Annotated in this window: 25 protein-coding genes; 10 read left to right on the top strand and 15 right to left on the bottom strand. The window is 60.2% G+C overall.

The window, feature by feature from the left end; translation table 11 throughout:
* Positions 1-4: 4 nt before the first annotated feature.
* Together NOR97_RS08765 and NOR97_RS08770 are read right to left on the bottom strand one after the other, a co-directional pair.
* Positions 5-322 (bottom strand): hypothetical protein, encoded by a 318-nt coding sequence (locus tag NOR97_RS08765; protein ID WP_257598854.1) that lies wholly within the window; start codon positions 320-322, stop codon positions 5-7.
* Positions 323-383: 61 nt separating this feature from the next.
* Positions 384-1,298: a 3-keto-5-aminohexanoate cleavage protein gene (locus tag NOR97_RS08770; RefSeq protein ID WP_170344052.1), complete on the bottom strand. Its 915-nt coding sequence runs from the start codon at positions 1,296-1,298 to the stop codon at positions 384-386.
* Between the two features lie 133 nt (positions 1,299-1,431).
* Between NOR97_RS08770 and NOR97_RS08775 the strand changes: the two genes are divergently transcribed.
* The gene (locus tag NOR97_RS08775) at positions 1,432-2,418 is read left to right on the top strand and encodes a GlxA family transcriptional regulator (protein WP_170344051.1); all 987 of its coding nucleotides are present in this window, start codon (positions 1,432-1,434) and stop codon (positions 2,416-2,418) included.
* 76 nt (positions 2,419-2,494) lie between these two features.
* On the opposite strand, the gene NOR97_RS08780 is transcribed toward NOR97_RS08775, so the two are convergent.
* From NOR97_RS08780 to NOR97_RS08790, 3 genes are read right to left on the bottom strand one after another with little or no spacing between them, the layout of a single operon-like run.
* Entirely contained in the window at positions 2,495-3,541 is a 1,047-nt protein-coding gene (locus tag NOR97_RS08780) for an aldo/keto reductase (RefSeq protein WP_257598855.1), read from the bottom strand.
* Between the two features lie 31 nt (positions 3,542-3,572).
* A complete protein-coding gene (locus NOR97_RS08785) occupies positions 3,573-4,031 on the bottom strand; it encodes a DNA polymerase III subunit chi (RefSeq protein WP_257598856.1) in 459 nt (152 codons plus the stop codon).
* Positions 4,032-4,035: 4 nt separating this feature from the next.
* A complete protein-coding gene (locus NOR97_RS08790) occupies positions 4,036-5,502 on the bottom strand; it encodes a leucyl aminopeptidase (RefSeq protein WP_257598857.1) in 1,467 nt (488 codons plus the stop codon).
* A gap of 229 nt (positions 5,503-5,731) precedes the next feature.
* Here NOR97_RS08790 and lptG point away from each other — a divergent pair, with 229 nt between their 5' ends.
* The 5 genes from lptG to rsmA all read left to right on the top strand — a co-directional run bounded on the left by lptG (position 5,732) and on the right by rsmA (position 12,127).
* Positions 5,732-6,832 (top strand): LPS export ABC transporter permease LptG, encoded by a 1,101-nt coding sequence (gene lptG, locus NOR97_RS08795; protein WP_170344728.1) that lies wholly within the window; start codon positions 5,732-5,734, stop codon positions 6,830-6,832.
* The gene (locus NOR97_RS08800) at positions 6,832-8,994 is read left to right on the top strand and encodes an LPS-assembly protein LptD (RefSeq protein WP_257598858.1); all 2,163 of its coding nucleotides are present in this window, start codon (positions 6,832-6,834) and stop codon (positions 8,992-8,994) included. Before lptG ends, NOR97_RS08800 begins: the two co-directional genes overlap by 1 nt.
* Positions 8,985-10,238, top strand: a complete 1,254-nt coding sequence (locus NOR97_RS08805; protein WP_170344046.1) for a peptidylprolyl isomerase — start codon at positions 8,985-8,987, stop codon at positions 10,236-10,238. Before NOR97_RS08800 ends, NOR97_RS08805 begins: the two co-directional genes overlap by 10 nt.
* The gene (gene pdxA / locus NOR97_RS08810; protein WP_257598859.1) at positions 10,235-11,200 is read left to right on the top strand and encodes a 4-hydroxythreonine-4-phosphate dehydrogenase PdxA; all 966 of its coding nucleotides are present in this window, start codon (positions 10,235-10,237) and stop codon (positions 11,198-11,200) included. Before NOR97_RS08805 ends, pdxA begins: the two co-directional genes overlap by 4 nt.
* 84 nt (positions 11,201-11,284) lie before the next feature.
* Positions 11,285-12,127 carry a 16S rRNA (adenine(1518)-N(6)/adenine(1519)-N(6))-dimethyltransferase RsmA gene (rsmA, locus tag NOR97_RS08815; RefSeq protein ID WP_257598860.1) on the top strand — a complete coding sequence of 281 codons (843 nt, stop codon included), beginning with the start codon at positions 11,285-11,287 and terminating at the stop codon, positions 12,125-12,127.
* A gap of 56 nt (positions 12,128-12,183) precedes the next feature.
* Here rsmA and NOR97_RS08820 read toward each other — a convergent pair whose 3' ends face one another.
* The 3 genes from NOR97_RS08820 to prfA all read right to left on the bottom strand — a co-directional run bounded on the left by NOR97_RS08820 (position 12,184) and on the right by prfA (position 14,900).
* Positions 12,184-12,762 carry a DUF4167 domain-containing protein gene (locus NOR97_RS08820; RefSeq protein ID WP_257598861.1) on the bottom strand — a complete coding sequence of 193 codons (579 nt, stop codon included), beginning with the start codon at positions 12,760-12,762 and terminating at the stop codon, positions 12,184-12,186.
* Positions 12,763-13,002: 240 nt separating this feature from the next.
* The gene (gene prmC / locus NOR97_RS08825) at positions 13,003-13,848 is read right to left on the bottom strand and encodes a peptide chain release factor N(5)-glutamine methyltransferase (RefSeq protein ID WP_257598862.1); all 846 of its coding nucleotides are present in this window, start codon (positions 13,846-13,848) and stop codon (positions 13,003-13,005) included.
* Entirely contained in the window at positions 13,845-14,900 is a 1,056-nt protein-coding gene (prfA, locus tag NOR97_RS08830; protein WP_257600851.1) for a peptide chain release factor 1, read from the bottom strand. Before prfA ends, prmC begins: the two co-directional genes overlap by 4 nt.
* Positions 14,901-14,962: 62 nt before the next feature.
* Between prfA and NOR97_RS08835 the strand changes: the two genes are divergently transcribed.
* Positions 14,963-15,253 carry a hypothetical protein gene (locus tag NOR97_RS08835; RefSeq protein ID WP_257598863.1) on the top strand — a complete coding sequence of 97 codons (291 nt, stop codon included), beginning with the start codon at positions 14,963-14,965 and terminating at the stop codon, positions 15,251-15,253.
* Positions 15,254-15,256: 3 nt separating this feature from the next.
* Here NOR97_RS08835 and NOR97_RS21210 read toward each other — a convergent pair whose 3' ends face one another.
* The 5 genes from NOR97_RS21210 to NOR97_RS08855 all read right to left on the bottom strand — a co-directional run bounded on the left by NOR97_RS21210 (position 15,257) and on the right by NOR97_RS08855 (position 19,297).
* Positions 15,257-15,610, bottom strand: coding sequence for a DUF6404 family protein (locus NOR97_RS21210; protein ID WP_374041571.1), 354 nt, complete (start codon positions 15,608-15,610; stop codon positions 15,257-15,259).
* A gap of 36 nt (positions 15,611-15,646) precedes the next feature.
* Positions 15,647-16,051 carry a DUF1499 domain-containing protein gene (locus NOR97_RS08840; RefSeq protein ID WP_257598864.1) on the bottom strand — a complete coding sequence of 135 codons (405 nt, stop codon included), beginning with the start codon at positions 16,049-16,051 and terminating at the stop codon, positions 15,647-15,649.
* A 66-nt stretch (positions 16,052-16,117) separates the two neighbouring features.
* The gene (speB, locus tag NOR97_RS08845; RefSeq protein ID WP_257598865.1) at positions 16,118-17,065 is read right to left on the bottom strand and encodes an agmatinase; all 948 of its coding nucleotides are present in this window, start codon (positions 17,063-17,065) and stop codon (positions 16,118-16,120) included.
* A gap of 87 nt (positions 17,066-17,152) precedes the next feature.
* Positions 17,153-18,121 (bottom strand): agmatinase, encoded by a 969-nt coding sequence (gene speB, locus NOR97_RS08850; RefSeq protein WP_152458210.1) that lies wholly within the window; start codon positions 18,119-18,121, stop codon positions 17,153-17,155.
* A gap of 12 nt (positions 18,122-18,133) precedes the next feature.
* Positions 18,134-19,297, bottom strand: a complete 1,164-nt coding sequence (locus NOR97_RS08855) for a M20 aminoacylase family protein (RefSeq protein ID WP_170344038.1) — start codon at positions 19,295-19,297, stop codon at positions 18,134-18,136.
* Between the two features lie 66 nt (positions 19,298-19,363).
* Here NOR97_RS08855 and mazG point away from each other — a divergent pair, with 66 nt between their 5' ends.
* Genes mazG through NOR97_RS08870 form a run of 3 tightly spaced genes read left to right on the top strand, consistent with a single transcriptional unit; the run spans position 19,364 to position 21,672 of the window.
* Complete coding sequence (gene mazG, locus NOR97_RS08860; RefSeq protein ID WP_170344726.1) at positions 19,364-20,230, top strand: nucleoside triphosphate pyrophosphohydrolase; 867 nt, start codon at positions 19,364-19,366, stop codon at positions 20,228-20,230.
* Between the two features lie 54 nt (positions 20,231-20,284).
* Entirely contained in the window at positions 20,285-21,226 is a 942-nt protein-coding gene (locus NOR97_RS08865; protein WP_170344037.1) for a nucleoside hydrolase, read from the top strand.
* Entirely contained in the window at positions 21,223-21,672 is a 450-nt protein-coding gene (locus tag NOR97_RS08870) for an N-acetyltransferase (RefSeq protein WP_257598866.1), read from the top strand. The genes NOR97_RS08865 and NOR97_RS08870 overlap by 4 nt, the downstream gene beginning before the upstream one ends.
* On the opposite strand, the gene NOR97_RS08875 is transcribed toward NOR97_RS08870, so the two are convergent.
* The gene (locus NOR97_RS08875; protein WP_257598867.1) at positions 21,669-21,833 is read right to left on the bottom strand and encodes a hypothetical protein; all 165 of its coding nucleotides are present in this window, start codon (positions 21,831-21,833) and stop codon (positions 21,669-21,671) included. The two genes, NOR97_RS08870 and NOR97_RS08875, sit on opposite strands and share 4 nt — an antisense overlap.
* Positions 21,834-22,333: 500 nt before the next feature.
* A complete protein-coding gene (eno, locus tag NOR97_RS08880) occupies positions 22,334-23,608 on the bottom strand; it encodes a phosphopyruvate hydratase (protein WP_257598868.1) in 1,275 nt (424 codons plus the stop codon).
* Between the last annotated feature and the right edge of the window lie 36 nt (positions 23,609-23,644).

The following is a 23,644-nucleotide window of genomic DNA, read 5'->3' on the forward strand; positions in this document are numbered from 1 at the left end:
TCCTCTAATCGATACAGATTACCTGCGCGCGCCCCGCCTCATCCAGATGCGGAATGCATCCGAATTGCGGTGTCACCGCGCTGCATTGTTTGGTTTCCGACAGGCAGAACCCTGCGCAGTCAGAGGCTTTTTCGCAGGAGTTTCCAGCGTCGGGCAAAGGTTCAAAGCAGATAGACTGCCGTATCCGCCCGCCCATCTCATAGCTTCCCCCTTTGGCTTCGCAGTCCTTGCGGGCCAAAGGGTCTTCCGCGGTCTGTGCCACCCCGACCCGGGGCAGACATACGGCCAGAACCGTCGCGCAGATTACAACCGCCGATCGCATTGCTCTCTTCCTTTTGCTGGCACACCTGCGCTTTCCGGTCATGGCAAGGGACGCAAGCAGGTCAACCTTTGGGCGCCCGTTTGACCAGGCCCAGCTTTTCGCGCACCTCGGCCGGGCCGATCACCCGCGCGCCCATGTTCTCGATGATGGTGCCAGCACGTTCCACCAGTTGCCAGTTCTCGGCCAGAACGCCTTTCTCCAGCCACAGATTGTCCTCCAGCCCGACCCGCACATTGCCGCCAGCCAGAACCGAGGCCGCCACATAAGCCATCTCATTCCGCCCCAGCGAAAACGCGCTGAACGTCCAGTCATCGGGCACGTTGTTCACCATCGCCATAAAGGTGTTCAGATCATCCGGCGCGCCCCACGGCACACCCATGCACAGTTGAACCAGGGCGTTGGGTTCCAGAATTCCCTCTTTCACCAGCTGCTTGGCAAACCACAGATGGCCGGTGTCAAACGCCTCGATCTCGGGCTTAACGCCGAGATCGGTCATCATCTGCCCCATCGCGCGCAACGCGCCGGGCGTGTTGGTCATGACGTAATCGGCCTCGGCAAAGTTCATCGTGCCGCAGTCCAGTGTGCAAATCTCGGGAAGGCACTCGGCCACATGGGCCACACGTTCGGTCGCACCAACCAGATCGGTTCCGGCCTCGGCCAATGGCAGCGGGTTTTCTATACCGCCGAACACCATGTCTCCCCCCATGCCGGCCGTAAGGTTCAGCACCGCGTCAACCTCGGCATCCCGAATGCGATCGGTCACTTCACGATACAGCGCCAGATCGCGCGACGGCGCACCTGTTTCAGGGTCGCGCACATGGCAGTGCACCACGGCCGCGCCCGCCTTTGCGGCGGCAATCGCACTGTCGGCAATTTGCTTCGGCGAACGTGGCACATGAGGGCTGCGATCCTGCGTCCCGCCCGAGCCGGTCACGGCGCAGGTGATAAAGACTTCGCGGTTCATTTCCAGAGGCATGGCGTTTTCCCCAAGTTATACCCGGTTTTACCTTGGGTTTTCCCCAGGCTTCTCCCCGGATTCCGATTTGCGTTCTGACCCGACTCTGGCGCAGCCTTGGGAAAACCACTTGGCAGAATGCGAATCGAACTTGATGCAATCCGCAAAAAACATACTGCAACCCGAACATCGGGCCCTGAAAACGGCTGTGCTGGTGCTGGACGAATGCAACACGCTCAGCTTCGCCTCGGCGGTCGATCCGATGCGCGCTGCCAACCGCCTGGCGGACCGGCCCGCCTTTGACTGGGATTATGTGACCGCCACGGCGAACCCCGCGATGCTGACCAGCGCGTTGCAAGTGCCCGGCATCCCGCTTGCTCGCCTGCAAGGCTGCGACCTGATGATTGTCGTCGCGGGCTTCCAACTGGCCCGCCACGCCACACCAAGCCTGCTGGCCGGGCTGCGCCGCATTGCTGGTACCGGGGCGACGATGGCCGGGATTGACGGCGGCCCCTGGCTGCTGGCCGAGGCCGGGCTGCTGGACGGTCACCCCGCGACGACCCACTGGGAAGACCTGGAAAACTTCGCCACCCGCTTCCCCAACGTCGACGTGCGCCCTGACCGCTTTACTGTGTCGGACGGCCGCCTGACCTCGGGCGGCGCGATTCCCGCTGTCGAGATGATGCTGCACATCATCGCCGCCCGTCATGGCGCGGGTTTCGCCTCCCGTGTCTCGGGCCTGTTTCTGTATGATGGCGCGCCGGACCCCGGCACACCGCAAAGCCGCACCGGCGTTCCACATCGCCACACTGCGCTGACGGCAAAGGCGAATTCGTTGATGCAGGCATCCCTGGATGATCCCCTGCCACTGGCCCATATCGCAGACCAGTTGGGCACCAGCCCGCGCACTCTGCAACAACAGTTCCGCCTGCGCCTGAACACCACGCCGCAGGATCACTATCTGCAACTGCGCCTGGCCGAGGCCCGCCGTCTGGTCACCGACACCGACCTTCCACTGATGGATGTCGCGCTGGCCACCGGTTTTGCCTCGCAATCCAGCTTCGCCCGCGCTTTCCGCACCGCGCATGGTCAATCTGCCCGCGACCTCCGGCAAGAGCGCGCGCACCCCACCCATCACTGACCCGATCCAACTTCATCTGGCCAGAAATATCCCGGGGGAGGCACGCGCAGCGTGCCGGGGGCAGAGCCCCCTCGCCTCAGTACGGCATCGGGTGCGCCTTGTGGACAGCGTCCAGCTCGGCCAGCAACTCCTTTGACAACGTCAAATCCGCACCGGCCAATACGTGTTCAAGTTGCGCGACCGTGGTCGCGCCAAAAATCGCCGACATCATGAATGGTCGCGAGCGGCACCAGGCCAGCGCCATATGTGTCGGATCCAGGTCATGCCGCGCGGCAACATCCAGATAGGCCGCGACCGTATCAAATACCCGGTCAGACTTGCGCCCGCCCAATTGAGGCGAAAGCGACATACGCGAGCCGACCGGCACGGCCCCACCCTGGTATTTTCCGGTCAGCAACCCGGTCCCCAGGGGTGAGAACGCCATCAGGCCGACATCTTCATGTACGCTCAGCTCGGCCATGTCGGTATCGAACAGGCGACACAGCAACGAATACTCATTCTGCACCGACGCCACACGCGGTGTGCCCGTCTGTTCGGCCAGTCTCAGCCACTGCGCCGTACCCCACGCGCTTTCATTCGACAGACCAAAAGCACAGATGTTGCCTTTGTCCACCTGAACCTGCAAGGCCTCCAGACACTCCTGCATGTTATCCAGAACGTCCGCGGTATTGTGGCCCGAAGGCGCATAATCCCAGTTTTGACGGAACATATAGCTGCCGCGATTGGGCCAGTGGAACTGGTAGAGATCGATGTAATCCGTCTGCAACCGCCGCAGAGACCCTTCGATGGCCTCGGGAATGGTTTTTCCCGTGATCGGCGCACCGTCGCGAACATATGACAATCCCTCACCCGAATGCTTGGTTGCCAGTACGAAATCCGCCCGGCGTGCCCTGTTGGCAGCATTCCAGTTTCCAAGAATTTCTTCGGTCCGACCAATTGTCTCTTTGGCGACAGGATTCACCGGATACATCTCGGCGGCATCCACAAAGTTGATCCCCGCATCCAACGCCATGTCCATCTGCCGGTGCGCATCCGGTTCCGAGGTCTGCGATCCGAACGTCATTGTCCCGAGGCAAAGATCGCTCACGACAATCCCGGTGCGGCCCAGAGGCTTCATCTGCATCCTCAAATCTCCTGATAAACGGCACGGCCCGTCAGGCTTCGGCCTTCTTTTCCCACCGCCCGGATTCTTCCGACCAGTATTGCGCGGCGCATCCGGCGCCGGTCAGCGTCTTCCACTGCCCGCGTGCGTGCTGTACGGCCATGTCGTCATTGCCGTCGAACAGAATGCAAACCCGTTCCAGCGCCGACACCTCTTCGGGTTCGATCGGCGCGCCGTCCACCGCCATGACACACACCGCGCCGTTTGTGGCCTCGGCGCTGGTGGTCAGCAGGATCGGCTGCTCGGCGTCATGCGGGCCACCTTCGCGACCGTGCGGCAGGAACCCGTCCTCGGGGCCCAGCCACAGCTTTTCATCCAGCCAGTCCATCCGCGCGGGATCGGTGCCCCGCACGGCAATCTTCCACCCGGCCTGCCGCGCCTTGTCCAGCAGCACAGGCAAGGTGTGCTCCAGCGGCTGGCGGGTCAGATGGTAGAAATAGACAGCACCCATATGCTTACTCGAAATTGTCCTGCACGAACCGGCTCAGCGCGCGCACACCCCAGCCCGTGGCACCTTTGGGCGCATAGGATGTCTCGGACGACACCGAGGCCACACCCGCGATATCCAGATGAATCCACGGCGTATCCTCTTTCACGAAACGTTGCAGAAACTGCGCCGCCGTGATCGAGCCCGCCGGACGGCCACCGACGTTCTTCATGTCGGCGATGCGCGATTTGAGCAGTTTGTCATAGCCATCGCCCAAAGGCAGCCGCCACGCGCCTTCGTCCTCGGCCTTCGCCGATTTCAGGAAGGCGTCACAGAATGTGTCATTGTTCGAGAACACACCCGCATTCTCATGCCCCAGCCCGATGATGACCGCACCGGTCAGCGTTGCCAGATCGATCATGCCCACCGGTTTGAACCGCTCCTGCGCGTACCACATCACGTCGCACAGAACCAAACGGCCTTCGGCATCGGTGTTGATGATCTCGACCGTATCGCCTTTCATCGACTTGACCACATCGCCCGGACGGGTGGCATTGCCCGAAGGCATGTTCTCGACCAGACCGACAAGGCCCACCACATTGGCCTTGGCCTTGCGCTTGGCCAACGCGCGTATCGTGCCAGCAACAACACCGGCACCGCCCATGTCCATGGTCATGTCTTCCATGCCACCGGCCGGTTTCAGCGAAATGCCACCTGTGTCGAAAACCACGCCCTTGCCCACCAGGGCCAAGGGCGCATCGTCCTTGTCGCCGCCATTCCAGTGCATCACGACGACTTTGGACGGGCTGGCAGAGCCCTGCCCGACGCTCAGCAATGTACGCATGCCCAGTTCTGCCAGCTTGTCCTCTTCCAGAACTTCGACTTCCAGACCCAGCTCCTGCATCTCGACAAGACGATCGGCAAATTCCGAGGTCGTCAGAACATTTGCAGGTTCATTGGTCAGATCACGCGTCATCCGCACGCCGTCGGCAATTGCATATAGCGGTGCAAACTCCGCTTCGGCTTCCGTGGGTTTCGAATGCCCGATCGTAATCGATCCGCTGCCTTCGCTGTCCTTAGTTTTGTGCGCGTTGAAATCATAACTGCGCAGCACCAAGCCAAGGGCCAGGTTTTCGGTCTGTGCCTGATTGCCGACCAACACCAGCATGTCCTGACCACCCGCGCATTTGGCCAAAGCTGCACCGGCTTTGCGGGCCTCATCGGCTTCCGGGCGGCGCGGCAGCACCACGACGTCCAGCGCCTCGGCCGCCATCCCGGCCGGCCAGGCCATCGAGATGACATCGCCAGTCTTGGACTTTCCGAATTTCTCACTTTCGACAAGCCGCGCCACGGCGCCTTTCGTCAGGCGATTGGCCCGGCGCGCCGCAGGGTTCATTTTCCCGTCCGGCGGAATGATGATGGCCACCCGCCCTTCGGCCTGCGCCATCGCATCCAGATCAAACTCCTGAAAACGGACCGGTATCAGACTGCTCATTGCAAACTCCTCGAATTCTGTTCCCCAAGACCTAGCCCGCGCCGCCCGACTTGACCAGATAGCAGTTTTCCCCGCGTTTCAATTGCAGTAAGGTCCCGCAAAAATAACTGGCAGGCTCGGGGGAGAAAGACGTGACACGAGAGGGCAGGCATACGCCGTCGCGCAGGAGGACATGCATGCGCGATTTCGGCCCGTTTTCCGGCGCAAAAGGCTTGGCGGGGGCACTCTTGTGATCCTCGACCGCTATTTCGCCCGCCGCTTTGTGCAGAGCTTTCTGGTCATCGGCGGTATTTTTCTGACCTTGATGATTCTCATCGATCTGATCGAACAGATCCGCCGATTTGACGAAGTCGACCTGTCCTTCGGCCAATTGCTGCACCTGACGCTTCTGAACACGCCGGCCGCCATCAGTGAAATGCTGCCTCTGCTGGTCATTCTGTCCACCATTGCCCTGTTCGTCGGGCTGGCACGGACGTCTGAACTCGTGGTGACCCGCGCCACGGGTCGCTCGGGTATCCGCGCGCTGGTTGCGCCGGCGGCGCTGGCCCTGATCATCGGCGCGCTTGCAGTGGCATTGCTGAATCCCATCGCCGCGGCCACGTCCCAGGAATTCCAACGCCTGTCTGATTCCTATCGCAACAACGGCAGTTCAGCGCTTTCGATCAGCAGCGAAGGCCTTTGGCTACGTCAATCCGCGGAAAACGGTCAGGCCGTCATCCACGCGCGGGGCACCTCGAACGGGGATACGCTTGGCCTGGACGACGTAACCATCATCACCTTTGCGCGCGACGGCAAACCCACCCAGCAGATCGTCGCCGACAGGGCCGTGCTGGAGGACGGAAACTGGGTCCTGTCGCAGGCCAAGATCTGGAATTTGCGGGATGGGCAGAACCCCGAAACCAGTTCGGTGGAGCATGAACGGCTGGAGTTGCCGACCTCGCTGACCCGGCAGCGGATTCTGGACACGCTGGGGCAACAGGATTCGGTATCTGTTTATGACTTGCCGCAACTGATCAAAGACCTGCGCGAAGCCGGGTTTTCAACCAAGCAGTATGAAGTCTGGTTGCAGGTGCAACTGGCCCGGCCCTTCTTTCTGGTCTCGATGGTCCTGATCGGGGCCGCTTTCACCATGCGCCACGTTCGGTTCGGCGGCACCGGAATTGCCGTGCTGACTGCCGTTCTGCTTGGCTTTGCCATCTACTTCGTCCGCAATTTTGCGCAAATCCTCGGGGAAAACGGACAATTGCCCACCTATATCGCTGCCTGGGCGCCACCCTTCGCCGCCATCCTGCTGTCCCTTGGCCTGCTTCTACACGCGGAGGACGGCTGATGCGGAGCATGATTCCTCTGCTGCTGACCAGCGCGATCGCGTTGTCGGCACCGACGGTTCTGGCGGCGCAAACCACGTCGGCTGAGCCTGACCCGCAAGCGGCGCAGTCACAGGCCGAACCCGCCCTTTTGGTTGCCGACAAGGTCTTTATCACACCCGACAGGAAACTGGTGGCCGAAGGCCATGTCGAAGCCTTTCAGGGCGATACCAAGCTGTCGGCCCAACGCATCACCTATGACCGGGAAACGGGCGAGCTGACACTGGAGGGCCCCATTCGTATTGATCAGGGGGGCCAGTCGACCCTTCTAGCCGATTCCGGCCAGCTGGACAGCGGCATCCAGAACGGCCTGCTGATCGGTGCTCGGATGGTTTTCGATCAGCAAATCCAGATTGCCTCGGTTCAGGCGAAACGGGCCGCGGGCCGCTATACGCAATTCAGCAAGGTCTCGGCCACTTCCTGCCATGTCTGCACCAATGGTAAGCCACCGCTCTGGCAGATCCGCGCCCGCAAGGTCACTCATGACCAGTTGGAACGGCAATTGTACTTCGAAGGCGCGCAGCTTCGGGTGCTTGATTATCCGGTATTCTATTTCCCCTATCTGCGCTTGCCGGACCCGACTTTGGATCGCGCGACCGGCTTTCTGGTGCCGTCGATCCGCAGCACCTCGCAACTGGGAACGGGGGTCCAGGTTCCCTATTTCTTCAAGCTGGGGGACCACAAGGATCTGACCTTGACGCCGTATCTGTCGGCCAAGACCACAACGCTGGGATATCGGTATCGTCAGGCGTTCGTGAATGGGCGCATTCAGCTTGAAGGCGCCTATACCCGTGATGACGTCCAGCCCGACCAGGATCGCGGCTATCTGTTCGCCGGCGGTTGGTTCAACCTGAAGAACGATTTCCGGCTGACATTCGATCTGCAAACCACCTCGGACGACGCCTATCTGGCCGACTATGGGCTGCCGGACCTGGACCGTTTGCGCAGTGAAGTCGCGCTGGAACGGATCAAACGCGACACCGCGTTCAAAACAAGCCTGATTCATTACAAAACTCTGCGTGACAGTGAAAATCAGGACGAAATCCCATCCCGCGTCTTCGATCTGAACTATGAAAAGCGGTTCTTTCCCAGCGCACTTGGTGGCGAGGTGCGGCTGGCCTTTGTCGGCCACGCTCATGAGCGCACCAGCGACGCTGATATCGTCGGCCGCGACCTGGCACGGGCCACTTTTGACGCCGAATGGCTTCGAAGCTGGACGTTTGCATCGGGCCTGCGTGCCGACGCGACGCTGGGCGCATCGGTGGATACGTTCAACATCCGTCATGACAGCAACTTTCCCAGCAATGTGACCCGCTCGACCCCGCGCGCGGCATTGACGCTTCGCTATCCGATGACCCGTCGCGAAAAGACCGGCGCCGTTCAGCTTCTGGAACCGATCGCGCAGATCGGATGGACCCATGTCTCGGACACCAATGTGCCAGATGATGAAAGCACGTTTCAGGAATTCGATCAGGGTAATCTGCTGGCCCTGTCCCGATTCCCTGCCGAAGATCAGCGCGAAGACGGTACCACCGGGGTCATCGGCTTGAACTGGGCACGTTATGGTACAGGCGGACAGCAGGCGCTGGTGACAGTGGGTCAGGTGTTTCGGGCGGATGCCGACCCGAATTTCACCCTGACATCCGGCTTGCAGGGCACCACGTCCGACTTGCTGGTGGCGGGACAAGTCACCACGGCCAACGGTTGGTCGCTTGGCGGGCGTGGTCTGATCGACAGCGATTTCAGCTTCGTCAAAGCTGAGTTGCGCGGGGCCTGGGCCTCGGAATTTGCCGGCCTGTCCGGAAGCTATATCTGGCAGGAACCGGACCCGGCGGAAAACATTGCGGATGAAATCTCGGAAATCTGGCTTCTGGGCCGCTATCAGGTCGACCAGAACTGGCTTACGAATGCCGAGGCACGCTATGATCTGAACCAATCAGAACCAATCCGGCTGGGTCTTGGCGTAACCTACCAGAATGAATGTGTTCAGGTTAACATGTCCGTAAGCAGACGCTTTACTTCAACATCCACTATTGAGCCTTCGACAGAATTCGGCTTTACCCTATCGCTGACAGGATACGCCCTTGAAGGCGGTGGTAACACATACAAGAGAAAATGCAGTTGATATCAGGTTTCTCCAGGTTTCTTCGTTCCGGTTGGCACAAACCGGTCGCGCCGGCGCTGGCCGCCGTTTTCCTCGCTTTTTCAGCGCCGCAGGTCAGCGCCCAGAGTTTGTTCTCGCCAGCGATCCGCGTGAATCAGGACATCGTCACCTGGTACGAGCTGGAACAACGCCTGCAATTCCTGAATGTTCTGGGTCTGCCCGGCGGCAGTGAAGCTGACGTTAGGGAAGCCCTGATCGAAGAAAAACTGCGCAAACAGGCCATGCGCGAAGCAGGCGTCGAAGCAGCACCGGAAGCTGTTCAACTGGGTATCGACGAGTTCGCCTCGCGCGGGCAATTGTCCACCGAACAGTTCCTGCAACTTTTGGGTGAGGCGGGCGTCGACCCGGAAACTGTCCGTGATTATGTTGCGGATCAGCTGGCCTGGCGCGATTACATAAGCTCGCGCTACCTGTCACAGGCCCGCCCGACCGAAGACGAGATTGATCGCGCACTGGGACAGACCGGTGGCGGCGGCCTTCAGGTCTTGCTGTCCGAGATCATCATCCCGGTGAACCCGCAAACCGTGGCACAGACCGAATTGCTTGCGGAAGAAATCTCGCGACTTGAAACTATCGAAGCGTTTTCAGCCGCAGCGGCGCAATATTCCGGAGCGGCAACCCGCAACGAAGGCGGGCGACTGGACTGGCTGAATATCTCCAACCTGCCTCCTGCATTGCAACCGGTTATTCTTGGGCTCCAGAACGGTGAAATCACCGATCCCATCAGCCTGCCAAACGCCGTTGCCCTGTTTCAGCTGCGCGGGCTGCGCGAGGTGGCGACCGCTGCGCCGCCTATCTCCAAACTTGACTATGCGGCCTATTACCTGCCGGGCGGCCGCAGCGCCAACACCCTGTCGCGGGCTGCCGCCCTGCGGGAAGAGATCGACACCTGCGATGACTTGTATGGCATCGCCAAGGATCAACCCGTCGAAGTTCTGGACCGTATCGAAGCCAGCCCGTCTGAAGTACCGCGTGACATCGCCGTAGAGCTGGCAAAGCTGGATCGCAACGAGGTGTCAACAAACCTGACCCGCAACAACGGACAGACGCTGGTGTTCTTGATGCTGTGCAACCGCACCCGCGATCTGGGCGAAAACACCTCGCGGGCAGATGTAGCGAATGCACTGGCGCAACAGCGGCTACAGGCCTTTGCGGCCAGCCTGGTAGAGCAGCTGCGGGCTGACGCCACCATTGTTCAGGAATGACTCGCCCGATTGCGCTCAGCTGCGGTGAACCGGCCGGGATCGGCCCTGAAATCGCGGCCAAAGCGTGGGCCGAGCTGCGCCAAACCTGCCCGTTTTTCTTTATCGGCGATGCCAGCCACCTGCCTGCTGGCACCCCCGTTGCGATAATCGAAACCCCTTCGGATGCTGTTGCAGTCTGTGATCAGGCCTTGCCCGTGCTGCACCTGAACTTCCCTGCCGCAAACATGCCCGGCCAGCCGGTCCCAGCCAATGCCCCATCGGTGATCGATGCCATCGAAACCGGCGTAGACCTTGTAAAAGGGGGGGCAGCGGCCGCTCTGTGCACCGCACCCATTCACAAAAAGGCGCTGATAGACGGCGCCGGGTTTACCTATCCCGGCCACACCGAGTTTCTGGCTGCGCTGTCGGGCACCCGCCGGGTTGTCATGATGCTGGCCAGCGACCAGTTGCGCGTTGTCCCGGCAACAATCCACATTCCCCTGTCACAGGTTCCCGCCGCGCTGACGCCGGACCTGCTGCGCGAGACGATCGAAATCACCGCGCGCGGCCTGCGCGATCAGTTTGGCATACAGCACCCCCGCATCGCCATAGCCGGCCTGAACCCCCATGCCGGCGAAGGCGGCAAAATGGGCCGCGAAGAGCTTGACTGGATCGCCCCAATGCTGGCCGATCTGAAACTGAAAGATGCGACCCTGACAGGCCCGCACCCTGCGGATACGTTGTTTCATGCTGCTGCACGTGCCCGCTATGACGCGGCAATCGCAATGTATCATGATCAGGCCCTGATCCCGATCAAGACACTGGATTTCGACCGGGGCGTGAACGTCACCCTTGGCCTGCCCTTCATCCGCACGTCGCCAGATCACGGCACTGCACTGGATATCGCCGGGAAAGGCATCGCCAATCCAACCAGCCTGATCGAAGCTCTGAAGCTTGCCCAACGCATGGCACAAGGCTCTTGATCCTTCACCTGGCTGAAAATATCCCCGCCGGAGGTAAAAAATTTCTGGCACTGCCCCTGCGGCATGCGTCACGGTAATCGGATCATGAGTGCAATCGACAATCTTCCCCCTCTGCGCGAGGTCATCGCCACACATCAACTCTCGGCGCGCAAATCCTTGGGTCAGAACTTCCTGCTGGACCTCAACCTGACCGGCAAAATCGCCCGTCAGGCCGGCGATCTTGCAAACTGCGACGTACTGGAAATCGGCCCTGGTCCTGGCGGCCTCACCCGAGGGCTTCTGTCCGAAGGCGCGCGCAAGGTCGTGGCGGTCGAAAAAGATACCCGTTGCATCGCCGCCCTGAACGATATCGCCGCCGCCTATCCCGGAAGGCTGGAGGTCATCAACGGTGACGCGCTCGAGATCAACCCGCTCGAACATCTGACCCCGCCAATCCGCATCGCGGCCAACCTTCCATACAACGTCGGCACCGAACTGCTGGTGCGCTGGCTGACGCCCCCGGAATGGCCCCCTTTCTGGCAGAGCCTGACGCTGATGTTCCAACGCGAAGTGGCCGAACGCATCGTGGCCCAGCCGGGCAGCAAGGCGTATGGCCGCCTCGCCATCCTTGCCCAATGGCGGGCCGAGGCGCGCATCGCCATGTCCCTGCCCCCCGGCGCCTTCACCCCGCCGCCCAAAGTCTCCAGCGCGGTGGTCCACCTGACCGCTCTGCCCGAACCGCGCTATCCTGCTGACGCCGCGACCCTGTCGCGTGTGGTGGCCTCTGCCTTCAATCAACGCCGCAAAATGCTGCGAGCGTCTCTGAAAGGCATCGCCCCTGATATCGAGGATCGCTTGCGGGCCGCAGGTATCCAGCCCACTGAACGGGCCGAGCAGGTTCCGCTTGAAGCGTTCTGTGCCCTGGCGCGCGAAGTCCAGAACCCCTGATCACAAAAAAAGCCCCGAGGCTTGACCTCGGGGCTTTGCAATTTCTGATGCCGGCTTTATTCAGCCGCTTCCGGTGCGTCGCCATCCGTTTTGGGTGCATCTTCGGCCGCGGGCGTCGGTTTGGGCTTGCGCGCCCGTGGTTTGCGCGCAGGCTTTTCCTTCTTTTCCGGCGCGGGAGCTTCGGCGCCCTTGCTTTCCGGTGTCTCGACCAGCCCGCTTTCCGGAGCAGCATCCGGTGCGGCGAAATCCATCACGTCCGGCTGTGGCGCTTCGGCGGGATCGGCCTGTCGGGCCGCTTCGCGTTCCTGGCGCTCGGCGCGCTCACGATCACGCTCGGCCTGGCGTTCGCGGTTCTGGCGCTCCTGCTCTTCGCGGCGCGCTTCAATCTCGCGCTGCGCCTCACTCAGCATGCGCAGATAGTGTTCCGCATGCTGCTGGAAGTTTTCCGCAGCGACGCGGTCGTTTGCCAACTGAGCGTCACGCGCCAGCTGATTATATTTATCAATGATCTGCTGTGGCGTGCCACGCACTTTGCCTTCAGGACCCGAGCTGTCAAAAACCCGGTTTACGACGTTACCGCCGGAAGGACGATTGCGGTTGTTCTTGGCCCGCGAGCGGGATTTGGAAGATCTCATCTTACTTTACGTCAGCCTTATCAATGCGCTGTCGCTCAACCCGCTTTTTGCACTGCTCTGAGGCGTTTGCTGTGACGGGACGTCGACTTTTTGGGCTTGGCGTCAGGGGTGCGCTGCAACAGCGTCAACCTCGCCGACTAATCCTGAGTAAACATGTCCTGACCGTGCAGACAAGAGGAATCTCGAATTTTCACACGCTTTTTTACTCGGGGCAGCGTTTTTTGGCCTCAGACAACAGTATCAACCCGGCATCCTTGCGCCGACAACGCGGTCACGCCCGTCCAGATCGGGGATTACGCAAATATCCGCCAATCCCGCCGCATCAAACAAGGCAGACACCAGATTTGCCTGTGTCGGGCCGATTTCCACAAGTATTCGCCCGCCCGGCAGCATGAAATCCGGGGCCGAGGCCGCGATCTGCCGGTACGCGCCCAGCCCGTCCCCTTCATCGGTCAGCGCCATGCGCGGCTCGTGCTCCCGCACTTCGGGCGAAAGATTCGCCATTTCGGTTACGGAAATATACGGCGGATTGGAAACAATCAGGTCAAACTGACCCTCAATGTTTTCAAACCAGTTTGACTGCACGATCTCTACCCGCCCCTGTACCTGGTGGAGCACAGCATTGGCGCTGGCCTGAAGACAGGCGGCTTCGCTCAGGTCGGCCCCAAGGCCCGAAGCGCTGGTGCGTTCCGCAAGCAGTGTAACCAGAATGCAGCCCGACCCCACGCCGAGGTCCAAAACATGGTCAAAGGGTTCGCTCAGTGCGGCCTCGATCAGGGTTTCCGTCTCGGGGCGCGGATCCAGAACATCCGAACTGACGCGAAACCTGCGCCCATAGAACTCGCGCTCGCCCAGCAGATGAGACACCGGCACCCGAATGGCGCGCAGGGAAACCAACTGGTCATAGCGTTCCGCGATTTCGGGCTGCAATTCTTCCGGGGCAATCAGTGTCACCCGGCTGGCTTCTATCCGTGCGGCATGGGCCAACAACAGGCGCGCATCCCGCGCCGGGTCATCCACGCCCGCGGCCCTCAAGCGCGCGGTTGCGGCCACCATGGCCTGCGCAGCCGTCTGCACCCCCGTCATTGCGCCATCTCGGCCAGCAACCGGGCCTGATCATCCGCCGTCAGGGCGTCAATCACTTCGTCCAGATCCCCCTGCATCACCTGATCCAGTTTATAAAGCGTCAGGTTGATCCGGTGATCCGTCATCCGCCCCTGTGGGAAATTGTAAGTGCGAATGCGTTCCGAACGATCCCCCGATCCCACCTGGCTGGCCCGGTCGGCAGATCGTTCGCTGTCGATCCGCTGCCGCTCGAGGTCATAAAGCCGCGTTTTCAGCACCTGCATGGCGATCTCGCGGTTGCGATGCTGGGACTTCTCGGAGCTTGTTACCACCAAGCCCGTCGGAATATGCGTGATCCGCACCGCCGAGTCGGTGGTGTTCACGTGCTGCCCGCCTGCGCCGGAACTGCGCATCGTGTCGATACGGATGTCATTGGCGTCTATCTGGATGTCGACATCCTCGGCCTCGGGCAAAACCGCCACGGTCGCCGCCGAGGTATGAATCCGCCCGCCGCTTTCGGTTTCGGGCACGCGCTGCACGCGGTGCACGCCGGATTCGTATTTCAGCCGGGCAAAGACGTTGTCGCCCTTGATATGGGCCACCACCTCTTTGATCCCGCCCAGATCAGAAGCCTGTTCTTCGATGATCTCGAACTGCCACCCGTGGGCCTCGGCATAGCGTTGATACATACGCAACAGATCGCCCGCGAACAAAGCGGCCTCCTCCCCGCCGGTACCGGGGCGAATTTCCAGCATCGCCGGCCGCGCATCTGCCGCATCCTTTGGCAGCAGCGCCAGTTGCAGCGCGTGTTCCGCTTCGGGGATGCGTGATTGCAGGTCCGGAATTTCCTCTTCGGCCAACTCTTTCATATCCGGGTCGGCCAGCATCGCCTCGGCCTCAGCCAGATCTGCCACCAGCTGGCGCCAGGCCATGATCTGATCGACCACGGGTTTGAGGTCGGAATATTCCTTGGCCAACGCCGCAATATCGCCGCCCGATGCGCCATCCGCCATGGCTGCTTCGAGGTATTGGAAACGCTGGGTGATCTGTTCAAGTCGTTCTTCGGGGATCATCCCGGCGGTGTCTATCATCCAGGGGCTTTGGTCAAGGGCCACGTCATGCTAAGCTTGCTGTCATGAAACGGATTTTGCTTGCCCTTTTGCTGACGTCCACGCCGGTTTTCGCCGATTACATCGGCCCCGACGGCAAGACCCGCGATTGCTATTGCACCGACACGTCCGGGTCCCGCATCGAATTGGGTGAGATGATCTGCCTGCAAGTCGACGGCCGCATGTTCACGGCGCAATGTCAGATGTCCCTGAACGTGCCCATGTGGCGCGAGGTGCAGGAAGGGTGTTTATCGTCCGGGTTGCAGTCGGACAGGCCCGACCTGGAAACGCCCTCTGGCTTTGAAAGCGCTCTGTGAGCACTATAGGTCTTCCCACTTACTCAATTTGTATGCCTTGCGCTGATACAGTCTGAGCGCAATCGTACAAAAAGTGAGTGGTGCCGCGGCTATTACCGCAGGCCCAAAAATGTCAGGAAGACAAAGGGCTTTTCCCAATAAACCCCTTACTCCTGTTTCAACCGAGGATATCAACAAAACCAACAGAACAAACACAGCGACACTGGCAAACGGCGACTCCCAATAGAGGAACGGCTTTGGTTTGAAACCGAGTTTTCTTAAACGCCAAAGATCAGTGTCCAATCGTATGTGCTGCGTGACACCGGCCTCTTTCATTTCATACAAAGCCCGTTGGAATTTTTGCTCATGGTTGTTCATAGAAAACACATGGCCATTTAGTTTAACAATTTCTACCTATTGCAACGTTTCCAACCACCCATCAACCCGTGCCTTGTTCACCCCGAAATCCCTGCGACCGAACCGCAAACGGCCATGGATGCGCAGCGTGTCGCCATTCTGCTGAACAGTGGTATAGTCGGGAAAGCCGAACCATTTCGTGCGGGTGACATAGGTGATCATCCCCTCATCGACTGAACCCGCCAGTACCGAGGTACGCGGAGTGGCGCGGGCGATCTGGTCAAGGCGTTGCAACCCGTCCGGGCCGGTTTCGACAACGCGCAGAACACCATCTGGCAAGTCCTGATCATCCGCGGCCACAGGCGCGATATGCCATTGGGCCGGAGCAGACGGGGCCAGCCGGATATATGCGCCCAGCCCGAGCACCAGCGCGATCACTGCCCACAGAACCATATTTCTCATCCCGCGTTACCCTTTCGCAGAAACCGTAAGCGGATCAGGCGCCGGGGCAAGCCGTTCCGGGCCGGTTTACCGTGACGTCACACCCGGCAGGATGCACAGCATTTCATAGATCAGGTTGGCTGCCGTCAGGGCCGTGTTGCCGGATGGGTCATACGGAGGTGAAACCTCGACCAGGTCACACCCCACCATATTCACGCCCTGCAACGCGTGGATCAGTTGCAGCGCCTGCGGCGTGGTCAGCCCGGCAATCTCTGGCGTCCCCGTGCCCGGCGCAAAGGCCGGGTCCAGGCTGTCGATGTCATAGGTGACGTAAACCGGATGATCCCCGATGATCTTGCGGATCTGAGAGCCGATCTGCGTCAGGTTCTGCTGCCACAACTCCCAGGCCGGGAACTGGCGGAAGCCCCAATCGCTGGCTTCGGTGAAATCCGAAGCCGCGTAGCCCGATCCGCGAATGCCGATCTGAAAGGTCTTGTCGGGGACAATCAGCCCCTCTTCATAGGCGCGGCGGAAGACGGTTCCGTGGGTCTCTTTCTCGCCGAACATCTCGTCATTCACATCCGCATGGGCATCCACATGCACCAGAGCCACCGGCCCATGCTTTGCCGCAATGGCCCGCAGGATCGGCAGGGTGATCGAGTGATCGCCCCCCATCGCCACCGGGGTCACGTTCTTTGCCAGGATCGCATCATAGCTTTCCCTGATGATCCTCAGGCTGTCCGCAAGCGAAAAGGTGTTGATCGCCAGATCCCCGATATCCGCGATTTGCAAGCTGTCGAACGGAGCCGCCGAGGTGGCCATGTTGTAGGGCCTTATCATCGCGCTTTCGCTGCGGATCTGTTTGGGTCCGAACCGGGTGCCCGATCGCCACGAGGTGCCGATATCCATCGGAATCCCCAGAACCGCCACATCCAGCCCCGCCAGCGAGGCCGCCTGCGGCAGGCGCATAAACGTATTCGGCCCCGAAAACCGCGCCAGATCATTGCCGCTGACCGGTTGATTGAATTCAGTCATGCGCGTTTTATCCCCATCCCTTCAACTTTCTTTACCCAGCACATACCGGAAGTATGGCTAACCAATGGTTAATACGCATCCAAACGGTTATGTTTTTGCCAGCTTGTTCCAACCCAACAGGCAGACGATCTGCGTCGCCACATGGGCACCCGCAATCGCCGTGGCGCCGGATGTATCGAACGGCGGAGACACCTCGACCACGTCGCCGCCCTTGATGTTTATCCCGGCGATGTCACGCAGGATGATCTGCGCCTGAATGGAACTCAAACCACCCCAAACCGGCGTGCCGGTGCCGGGGGCAAAGGCCGGGTCCAGACCATCGATGTCGAAACTCAGATAGACCGGGCTGTCGCCCAGAATACCCTTGATCTTCTGCGCCACGGCAGCGGGGCCGGATTCATAGACCTCGCGCGCGTCGATGATGTTGACGCCCAGCGTGTCCTCGTTGGTGGTGCGGATCCCCACCTGGACTGAGCGTTTCGGGTCCACGATCCCCGACTTCACCGCCTTGTAGAACATGGTGCCGTGGTCCACCCGGCTCATGTCGTCATCGGCCCAGGTGTCGGTATGCGCATCGAACTGCAACAGCGACATCGGCCCGTATTTCTCGGCATAGGCCTTGAGGATCGGAAAGCTGATATAGTGATCGCCCCCCAACGTAACCGAGGCCACATCCGCCGCCAGAATGGTGCGGATATGGTCGGTCAGCGTGTCGGGAAAGGCGGGGATGTTGGCATAGTCATAGGCCATGTCGCCGTAATCGATGATTGCCAGCTCGCTGAGCGCATCGAAGGGCCAGCCATAGGGCGCATCGGGCGATTGCAGGGCGCTCGCCTCGCGGATCGCACGTGGGCCCAGACGGGTGCCCGGGCGGTTGGTCACCGCCTGATCGAACGGCACACCGGTCACGGCGATGTCGGCGCCCGTCAGATCCTTGGTGTACAGACGCCGCAGAAACGAGGTCGCCCCGCCAAAGGTGTTTTCATAGGACAGGCCTTTGAGGTCCGGGTTGGTGAATGCCTCATCCACCTGGTTTTTTGCGTCTTCCAGTGCCATTTCATTACCCCATCAGCCCAAGGGCTGCGCCTTTTCCACGATCCGTGCGAAGAACGATGCCCCCACCGGCGCGATATCATCATTGAAGTTGTATTTCGGATGATGCAGCCCCGCACCATCCCCCTGCCCCAGAAACAGATAGGCCCCTGGTCGCGACTGCAACATGTACGAAAAATCCTCGGCCCCCATGTCGCGCCCCATTGTGTCGACCACCCGCTCAGGCCCCGACACTTCGCGCGCGACGGTGGCGGCAAAGGCTGCCTTTTCAGCATCGTTGATCGTGGCCGGGTATCCCACCTGATATTCCAGCCGTGCCTCGACACCGTAAGACGCGGCCTGCCCCTGAACGATCTGCTCCATCCGCTCCATCACCATCTTCTGTACAGCGGGATCAAAGGTCCGCACGGTTCCGTTCAAATAGGCAGTATCAGGGATCACGTTGTTCACCGTTCCGGCATGGATCTGAGTGACCGAAACAACCAGGTCTTCCACCGCATAGTGGTTGCGGCTGACAATGGTCTGGATTGCCTGCGCAATGCCGCAGGCCGCCATGACCGGGTCGCGGGTCTGATGTGGCATGGCGCCATGGCCGCCGACCCCTTGAATATGAATCTCGAACGTATCCACCGCCGCCATGATCGGTCCCGGCGTGGTGTGGAACGTACCTTCCGGGTTTCCCGGATCATTGTGTATTCCATAGACCTCAGAGATATCGAACCGCTCCATGATGCCTTCTTCGACCATCACGCCCGCGCCACCGCCTTCTTCCTCGGCCGGTTGAAAGATCAGGGCCACACGGCCGCGGAAATTTCGCGTTTCGGCCAGATACCGCGCCGCACCCAGCAGCATTGTGGTGTGCCCGTCATGCCCGCAGGCATGCATCTTTCCGGGGTTCTTCGATGAATACCCGACGCCTGTTTCCTCGGTAATCGGCAATGCATCCATATCGGCACGCAGCCCGATCGTCGGCCCGTCACCCTGCCCGTTGATGATCGCGACCATCCCGGTCTTTGCGATCCCTTCATGCAATTCATCGACCCCGAATTCACGCAGACGCTCGGCCACAAACGCGGCAGTCTCAAAGCACTCGAATTCCAACTCGGGTATCGTATGCAGATACTGGCGCCATCTGGTCATATCGGCAGAGAAATCGGCAATTCGGTTGACGACGGGCATCTGGGCTGGACTCCTGATCGGGACTGCGGGATGGATGCATCTGACACCGGAATGAAAGGGTTCGCAATGGCCGAAAATCCTCTGATCCATGACAGCGACGCTGGTATCGAGCGTCTGCTGGAAATCATGCGGCGCCTGCGTGATCCGCAAACCGGTTGCCCGTGGGATATCGAACAGGATTTCGCAACCATCGCGCCCTATACGATAGAAGAGGCTTATGAGGTCGCCGACGCGATCGAGCGCGAGGTCTGGGACGAGCTGAAGGGAGAGCTGGGCGATCTGCTGTTCCAATCGGTCTTTCACGCACAAATGGCTGAAGAGGCTGGGTATTTCACCTTTCAGGACGTGGTGCGCACCATGTCAGACAAGATGGTCAACCGCCACCCGCATGTTTTTGGCGACGAATCCCGCGACAAGTCCGCCGATCAGCAGACCCGGGATTGGGAAACGATCAAGGCGGCCGAACGTGCGGGCAAAGAACAGAAAGGCGCGCTGGACGGGGTGGCCGCCAACCTGCCTGCCCTGCTGCGGGCCCATAAGTTGCAAAAACGGGCCGCACGCGTGGGGTTCGACTGGCCCGATGCAAGCTACGTGCTGGCCAAGATCACCGAAGAAGCCGCCGAGTTGGAAGAGGCGCGTGACAAGATGGACGCGGATGCGCTTGAGGATGAATTCGGTGATCTGCTGTTCGTGATGGTCAATCTGGGCCGCCACCTGGGTATCGAACCCGAAGCCGCCCTGCGCCGCACCAATGCCAAGTTCACCCGTCGCTTTGAACAGGTCGAAGCCCGGCTGGCCGAGCGGGGAAAGACCCCCTCGCAAAGCGATCTGGCCGAGATGGACGCGCTCTGGGACGAGGTCAAAACCGAAGAGCACCGCGCCAACGGCAAACTCCCGCCGGTGGACGCCATGGCAGCCCCCAGAAACGGGTAGACAAGCCATCCGACACTTGCGAGTGTCCCACCTTCAAGACCACCGGAGACGCCCATGCCCCCTCGCAAGATCATCATCGACACCGATCCCGGACAGGACGATGCCGTCGCCATCCTGCTGGCGCTGGCCAGCCCGGAGGACATCGAGGTTCTTGGTATTACGGCGGTCGCGGGCAACGTGCCCCTGGAATTGACCGCCAAGAACGCTCGGATCGTGTGCGAACTGGCGGGGCGGACTGACATACCCGTTTACGCGGGCTGCGACAGACCGTTGAACCGCGCGTTGGTCACGGCCGAGCATGTGCATGGCAAGACAGGGCTGGATGGCCCGGACCTGCCCGATCCGCAGATGCCGCTGACCGAGGGCCACGCGGTGGATTTCATCATCGACACCCTGCGCGCCGAAGAACCGGGCACCGTGACCCTTTGTCCGCTGGGGCCTCTGACGAATATCGCGACCGCATTCAACAAAGCCCCTGATATTGTTGATCGGGTGCAGGAAATCGTTCTGATGGGCGGGGCGTATTTCGAGGTTGGGAACATAACTCCAACAGCAGAGTTCAACATTCACGTCGACCCGGAAGCAGCTGATATCGTTTTCAAATCCGGAAGGCCGATTGTGGTTATGCCGTTGGATGTCACGCATAAGGCGCTGGTCACCAAACCCCGCAACGATGCGTTCCGTGCTCTGGGAAACAAAGTCGGACTCGCTGTCGCCGAGATGACCGATTTCTTTGAGAGGTTTGACAAGGAAAAATACGGCAGCGCGGGTGCGCCTTTGCACGACCCCTGCGTGACCGCCTATCTGATCCGGCCCGAGCTGTTTTCAGGCCGTCATGTGAATGTCGAAATTGAAACCGGGTCCGAACTGACCATGGGCATGACCGTCGCAGATTGGTGGGGCGTGACCGACCGCGCGCCCAATGCGCTGTTCATGGGGGACATCGACGCTGACGGCTTCTTTGACCTGCTGACAGAAAGGCTGGCCAGATTATGAGCGCCACCCTGCGCCTTGCGCGCCCCGAAGACCTGGACCGCCTGATGGCTCTGGTCACCGCCTTCCATACCGAGGCCGGATTGACGCAAGACCCGGACCAGACCCGAAATGCTCTGACACCCCTGCTCGAGGGTATTCCCCATGGCTGTGTCTATCTGATCGGACCCGGACGGGCGCCGTTGGGCTACATCATCCTGACCTTCGGCTGGTCCGTCGAATTCGGCGGCATGGACGGTTTCGTCGACGAAATCTATATCCGACCCGCTGTTCGCGGGCGCGGCATTGCAACCGAGGTTCTGCTGGCACTTCCCAAAGCTTTGTCCGAAGCGGGGCTGACTGCCCTTCATCTGGAAGTCGACCGAAACAATGAGGCCGCTCAGAAAATCTATCTGCGCACCGGGTTCAAACCACGCGACAGATATATGCTGATGAGCAAGTTGCTTTAACGAGACTCGCCACGGAAGATATTGGCCGGGTTCATGTCCTGTACCGGGTCACTCGCCGAGACCTGGTCTCCGGTTATTGGGTAGGTTCCCGGACCCGCGCAGGCGGAAAGAACTGTGATGGACGTTGCTGCGATTACCAGAAGGAATTTGGATACAGACATCGTGGTCTCCTTTCTGCAATGCATTCAGATTAGATCACGTGGCCGTGCTTTACTTAGTAACAAGTTCACACATAATGAGATTTTTGCATTCTTTTAGATACAAAAAGGCTGATTCAATACGCCTGCGAAGCAGAGACCACTGAAATGATTGCGTAATCCGGATCACGTCTTTCTCGCAAAAAGATCGAAGATTTCTCGGAAACCATCAACTTCAAGTGCAGGCAGGTACGGCAATCGTAAACCCAGAGAAGGATCGAACCAGAAAGGTTCAATCAAGGGTGGATATCACCTGAAGCCGTGTTTCCCGCCGCAACCTTTACCGCGATCGTCCGGAAGACGCCGGTTCAGGGCCCAAGAAACGCTTGGATCCAAGAATTCCGAAGGGTCAACAGCACCAATTGATCCATCACGCGGATTGCGGCACGGGCAGCGGAACGACCGCTTGGTGGATCAGAGACCGGAACTATAAGAAATGAGGGCCATTGGCCCCCATTCCATGCTTATTTCAGGATCGACGCGCCGGCGTATTCGGCCACTTCACCCAGCGACTCCTCGATCCGGATCAACTGGTTGTATTTCGCCAAACGGTCCGATCGCGCAAGCGAGCCGGTTTTAATCTGACCACAATTGGTCGCCACGGCCAGATCGGCAATGGTGGCGTCCTCGGTCTCGCCCGAACGGTGCGACATCACGTTGGTGTAGCGCGCGCGATGCGCCATATCGACGGCGCGCAGGGTTTCCGTCAGCGAGCCGATCTGGTTCACCTTGACCAGCATCGAGTTCGCACAGCCGCGCTCGATCCCTTCGGCCAGACGCACAGGGTTGGTCACGAACAGGTCATCACCCACCAGTTGCACCTTGTCACCGATGGCGTCGGTCAGCGCCTTCCAACCCTCCCAGTCATCTTCGGACATGCCGTCTTCGATCGAGATGATCGGATAGTCATTGACCAGCGCCGCCAGATAAGCCGCGTTCTCGTCCGAGGTCAGGCTCGTGCCCTCACCCGAAAGAACGTATTTGCCGTCTTTGTAATACTCGGTTGCCGCGCAATCCAGCGCCAGGTGGATTTCCTCACCCGGCTTGTAACCTGCTTTTTCGATGGATTTCAGAATGAAATCCAATGCTTCGCGGGTCGAGGCGATGTTGGGGGCGAAACCGCCCTCGTCACCCACACCGGTCGCCAAACCCGCGCCTGACAGTTCCTTTTTCAGCGTGTGGAACACCTCGGACCCCATGCGCACCGCTTCGCGAATGTTCGCGGCGGCGGTCGGCATGATCATGAATTCCTGAATGTCGATCGGGTTGTCGGCATGCTCGCCGCCGTTGATGATGTTCATCATCGGAACCGGCAGAACCCGCGCCGAGGTGCCGCCCACATAACGATAGAGCGGCTGGGTGGTGAAATCCGCCGCCGCCTTCGCCGTGGCCAGCGAGACACCCAGAATCGCGTTTGCGCCCAGACGGCCTTTGTTCTCGGTACCGTCCAGCTCGATCATGGCCTGGTCAACGGCCACCTGCTCGGTCGCGTCAAAGCCCACCAGTTCTTCGGCAATCTCGCCGTTCACGGCGGCAACGGCTTCCAGAACGCCCTTGCCCATATAGCGTGCCTTGTCGCCATCGCGCTTTTCTACCGCCTCATAGGCACCGGTGGACGCGCCCGAGGGCACGGCCGCGCGGCCCATGGTGCCGTCTTCCAGAATCACGTCAACTTCGACCGTCGGGTTGCCCCGGCTGTCCAGAATTTCGCGTGCGTGGATGTCGATGATGGTGCTCATGAAGCCTGTTCCTGTGACTGCGGTCGGTTGCACGCG

Source organism: Ruegeria sp. YS9, from assembly GCF_024628725.1.
Classification (GTDB): domain Bacteria; phylum Pseudomonadota; class Alphaproteobacteria; order Rhodobacterales; family Rhodobacteraceae; genus Ruegeria; species Ruegeria atlantica_C.

Excerpts from the sequence above, each read along its gene's own strand:
- NOR97_RS08765 (WP_257598854.1), bottom strand. The coding sequence starts at position 322 with ATGCGATCGGCGGTTGTAATCTGCGCGACGGTTCTGGCCGTATGTCTG.
- NOR97_RS08770 (WP_170344052.1), bottom strand. The coding sequence starts at position 1,298 with ATGCCTCTGGAAATGAACCGCGAAGTCTTTATCACCTGCGCCGTGACC.
- NOR97_RS08775 (WP_170344051.1), top strand. The coding sequence starts at position 1,432 with ATGCAATCCGCAAAAAACATACTGCAACCCGAACATCGGGCCCTGAAA.
- NOR97_RS08780 (WP_257598855.1), bottom strand. The coding sequence starts at position 3,541 with ATGCAGATGAAGCCTCTGGGCCGCACCGGGATTGTCGTGAGCGATCTT.
- NOR97_RS08785 (WP_257598856.1), bottom strand. The coding sequence starts at position 4,031 with ATGGGTGCTGTCTATTTCTACCATCTGACCCGCCAGCCGCTGGAGCAC.
- NOR97_RS08790 (WP_257598857.1), bottom strand. The coding sequence starts at position 5,502 with ATGAGCAGTCTGATACCGGTCCGTTTTCAGGAGTTTGATCTGGATGCG.
- NOR97_RS08800 (WP_257598858.1), top strand. The coding sequence starts at position 6,832 with ATGCGGAGCATGATTCCTCTGCTGCTGACCAGCGCGATCGCGTTGTCG.
- NOR97_RS08805 (WP_170344046.1), top strand. The coding sequence starts at position 8,985 with ATGCAGTTGATATCAGGTTTCTCCAGGTTTCTTCGTTCCGGTTGGCAC.
- pdxA (WP_257598859.1), top strand. The coding sequence starts at position 10,235 with ATGACTCGCCCGATTGCGCTCAGCTGCGGTGAACCGGCCGGGATCGGC.
- rsmA (WP_257598860.1), top strand. The coding sequence starts at position 11,285 with ATGAGTGCAATCGACAATCTTCCCCCTCTGCGCGAGGTCATCGCCACA.
- NOR97_RS08820 (WP_257598861.1), bottom strand. The coding sequence starts at position 12,762 with ATGAGATCTTCCAAATCCCGCTCGCGGGCCAAGAACAACCGCAATCGT.
- prmC (WP_257598862.1), bottom strand. The coding sequence starts at position 13,848 with ATGACGGGGGTGCAGACGGCTGCGCAGGCCATGGTGGCCGCAACCGCG.
- prfA (WP_257600851.1), bottom strand. The coding sequence starts at position 14,900 with ATGATCCCCGAAGAACGACTTGAACAGATCACCCAGCGTTTCCAATAC.
- NOR97_RS08835 (WP_257598863.1), top strand. The coding sequence starts at position 14,963 with ATGAAACGGATTTTGCTTGCCCTTTTGCTGACGTCCACGCCGGTTTTC.
- NOR97_RS21210 (WP_374041571.1), bottom strand. The coding sequence starts at position 15,610 with ATGAACAACCATGAGCAAAAATTCCAACGGGCTTTGTATGAAATGAAA.
- NOR97_RS08840 (WP_257598864.1), bottom strand. The coding sequence starts at position 16,051 with ATGAGAAATATGGTTCTGTGGGCAGTGATCGCGCTGGTGCTCGGGCTG.
- speB (WP_257598865.1), bottom strand. The coding sequence starts at position 17,065 with ATGACTGAATTCAATCAACCGGTCAGCGGCAATGATCTGGCGCGGTTT.
- speB (WP_152458210.1), bottom strand. The coding sequence starts at position 18,121 with ATGGCACTGGAAGACGCAAAAAACCAGGTGGATGAGGCATTCACCAAC.
- NOR97_RS08855 (WP_170344038.1), bottom strand. The coding sequence starts at position 19,297 with ATGCCCGTCGTCAACCGAATTGCCGATTTCTCTGCCGATATGACCAGA.
- mazG (WP_170344726.1), top strand. The coding sequence starts at position 19,364 with ATGGCCGAAAATCCTCTGATCCATGACAGCGACGCTGGTATCGAGCGT.
- NOR97_RS08865 (WP_170344037.1), top strand. The coding sequence starts at position 20,285 with ATGCCCCCTCGCAAGATCATCATCGACACCGATCCCGGACAGGACGAT.
- NOR97_RS08870 (WP_257598866.1), top strand. The coding sequence starts at position 21,223 with ATGAGCGCCACCCTGCGCCTTGCGCGCCCCGAAGACCTGGACCGCCTG.
- NOR97_RS08875 (WP_257598867.1), bottom strand. The coding sequence starts at position 21,833 with ATGTCTGTATCCAAATTCCTTCTGGTAATCGCAGCAACGTCCATCACA.
- eno (WP_257598868.1), bottom strand. The coding sequence starts at position 23,608 with ATGAGCACCATCATCGACATCCACGCACGCGAAATTCTGGACAGCCGG.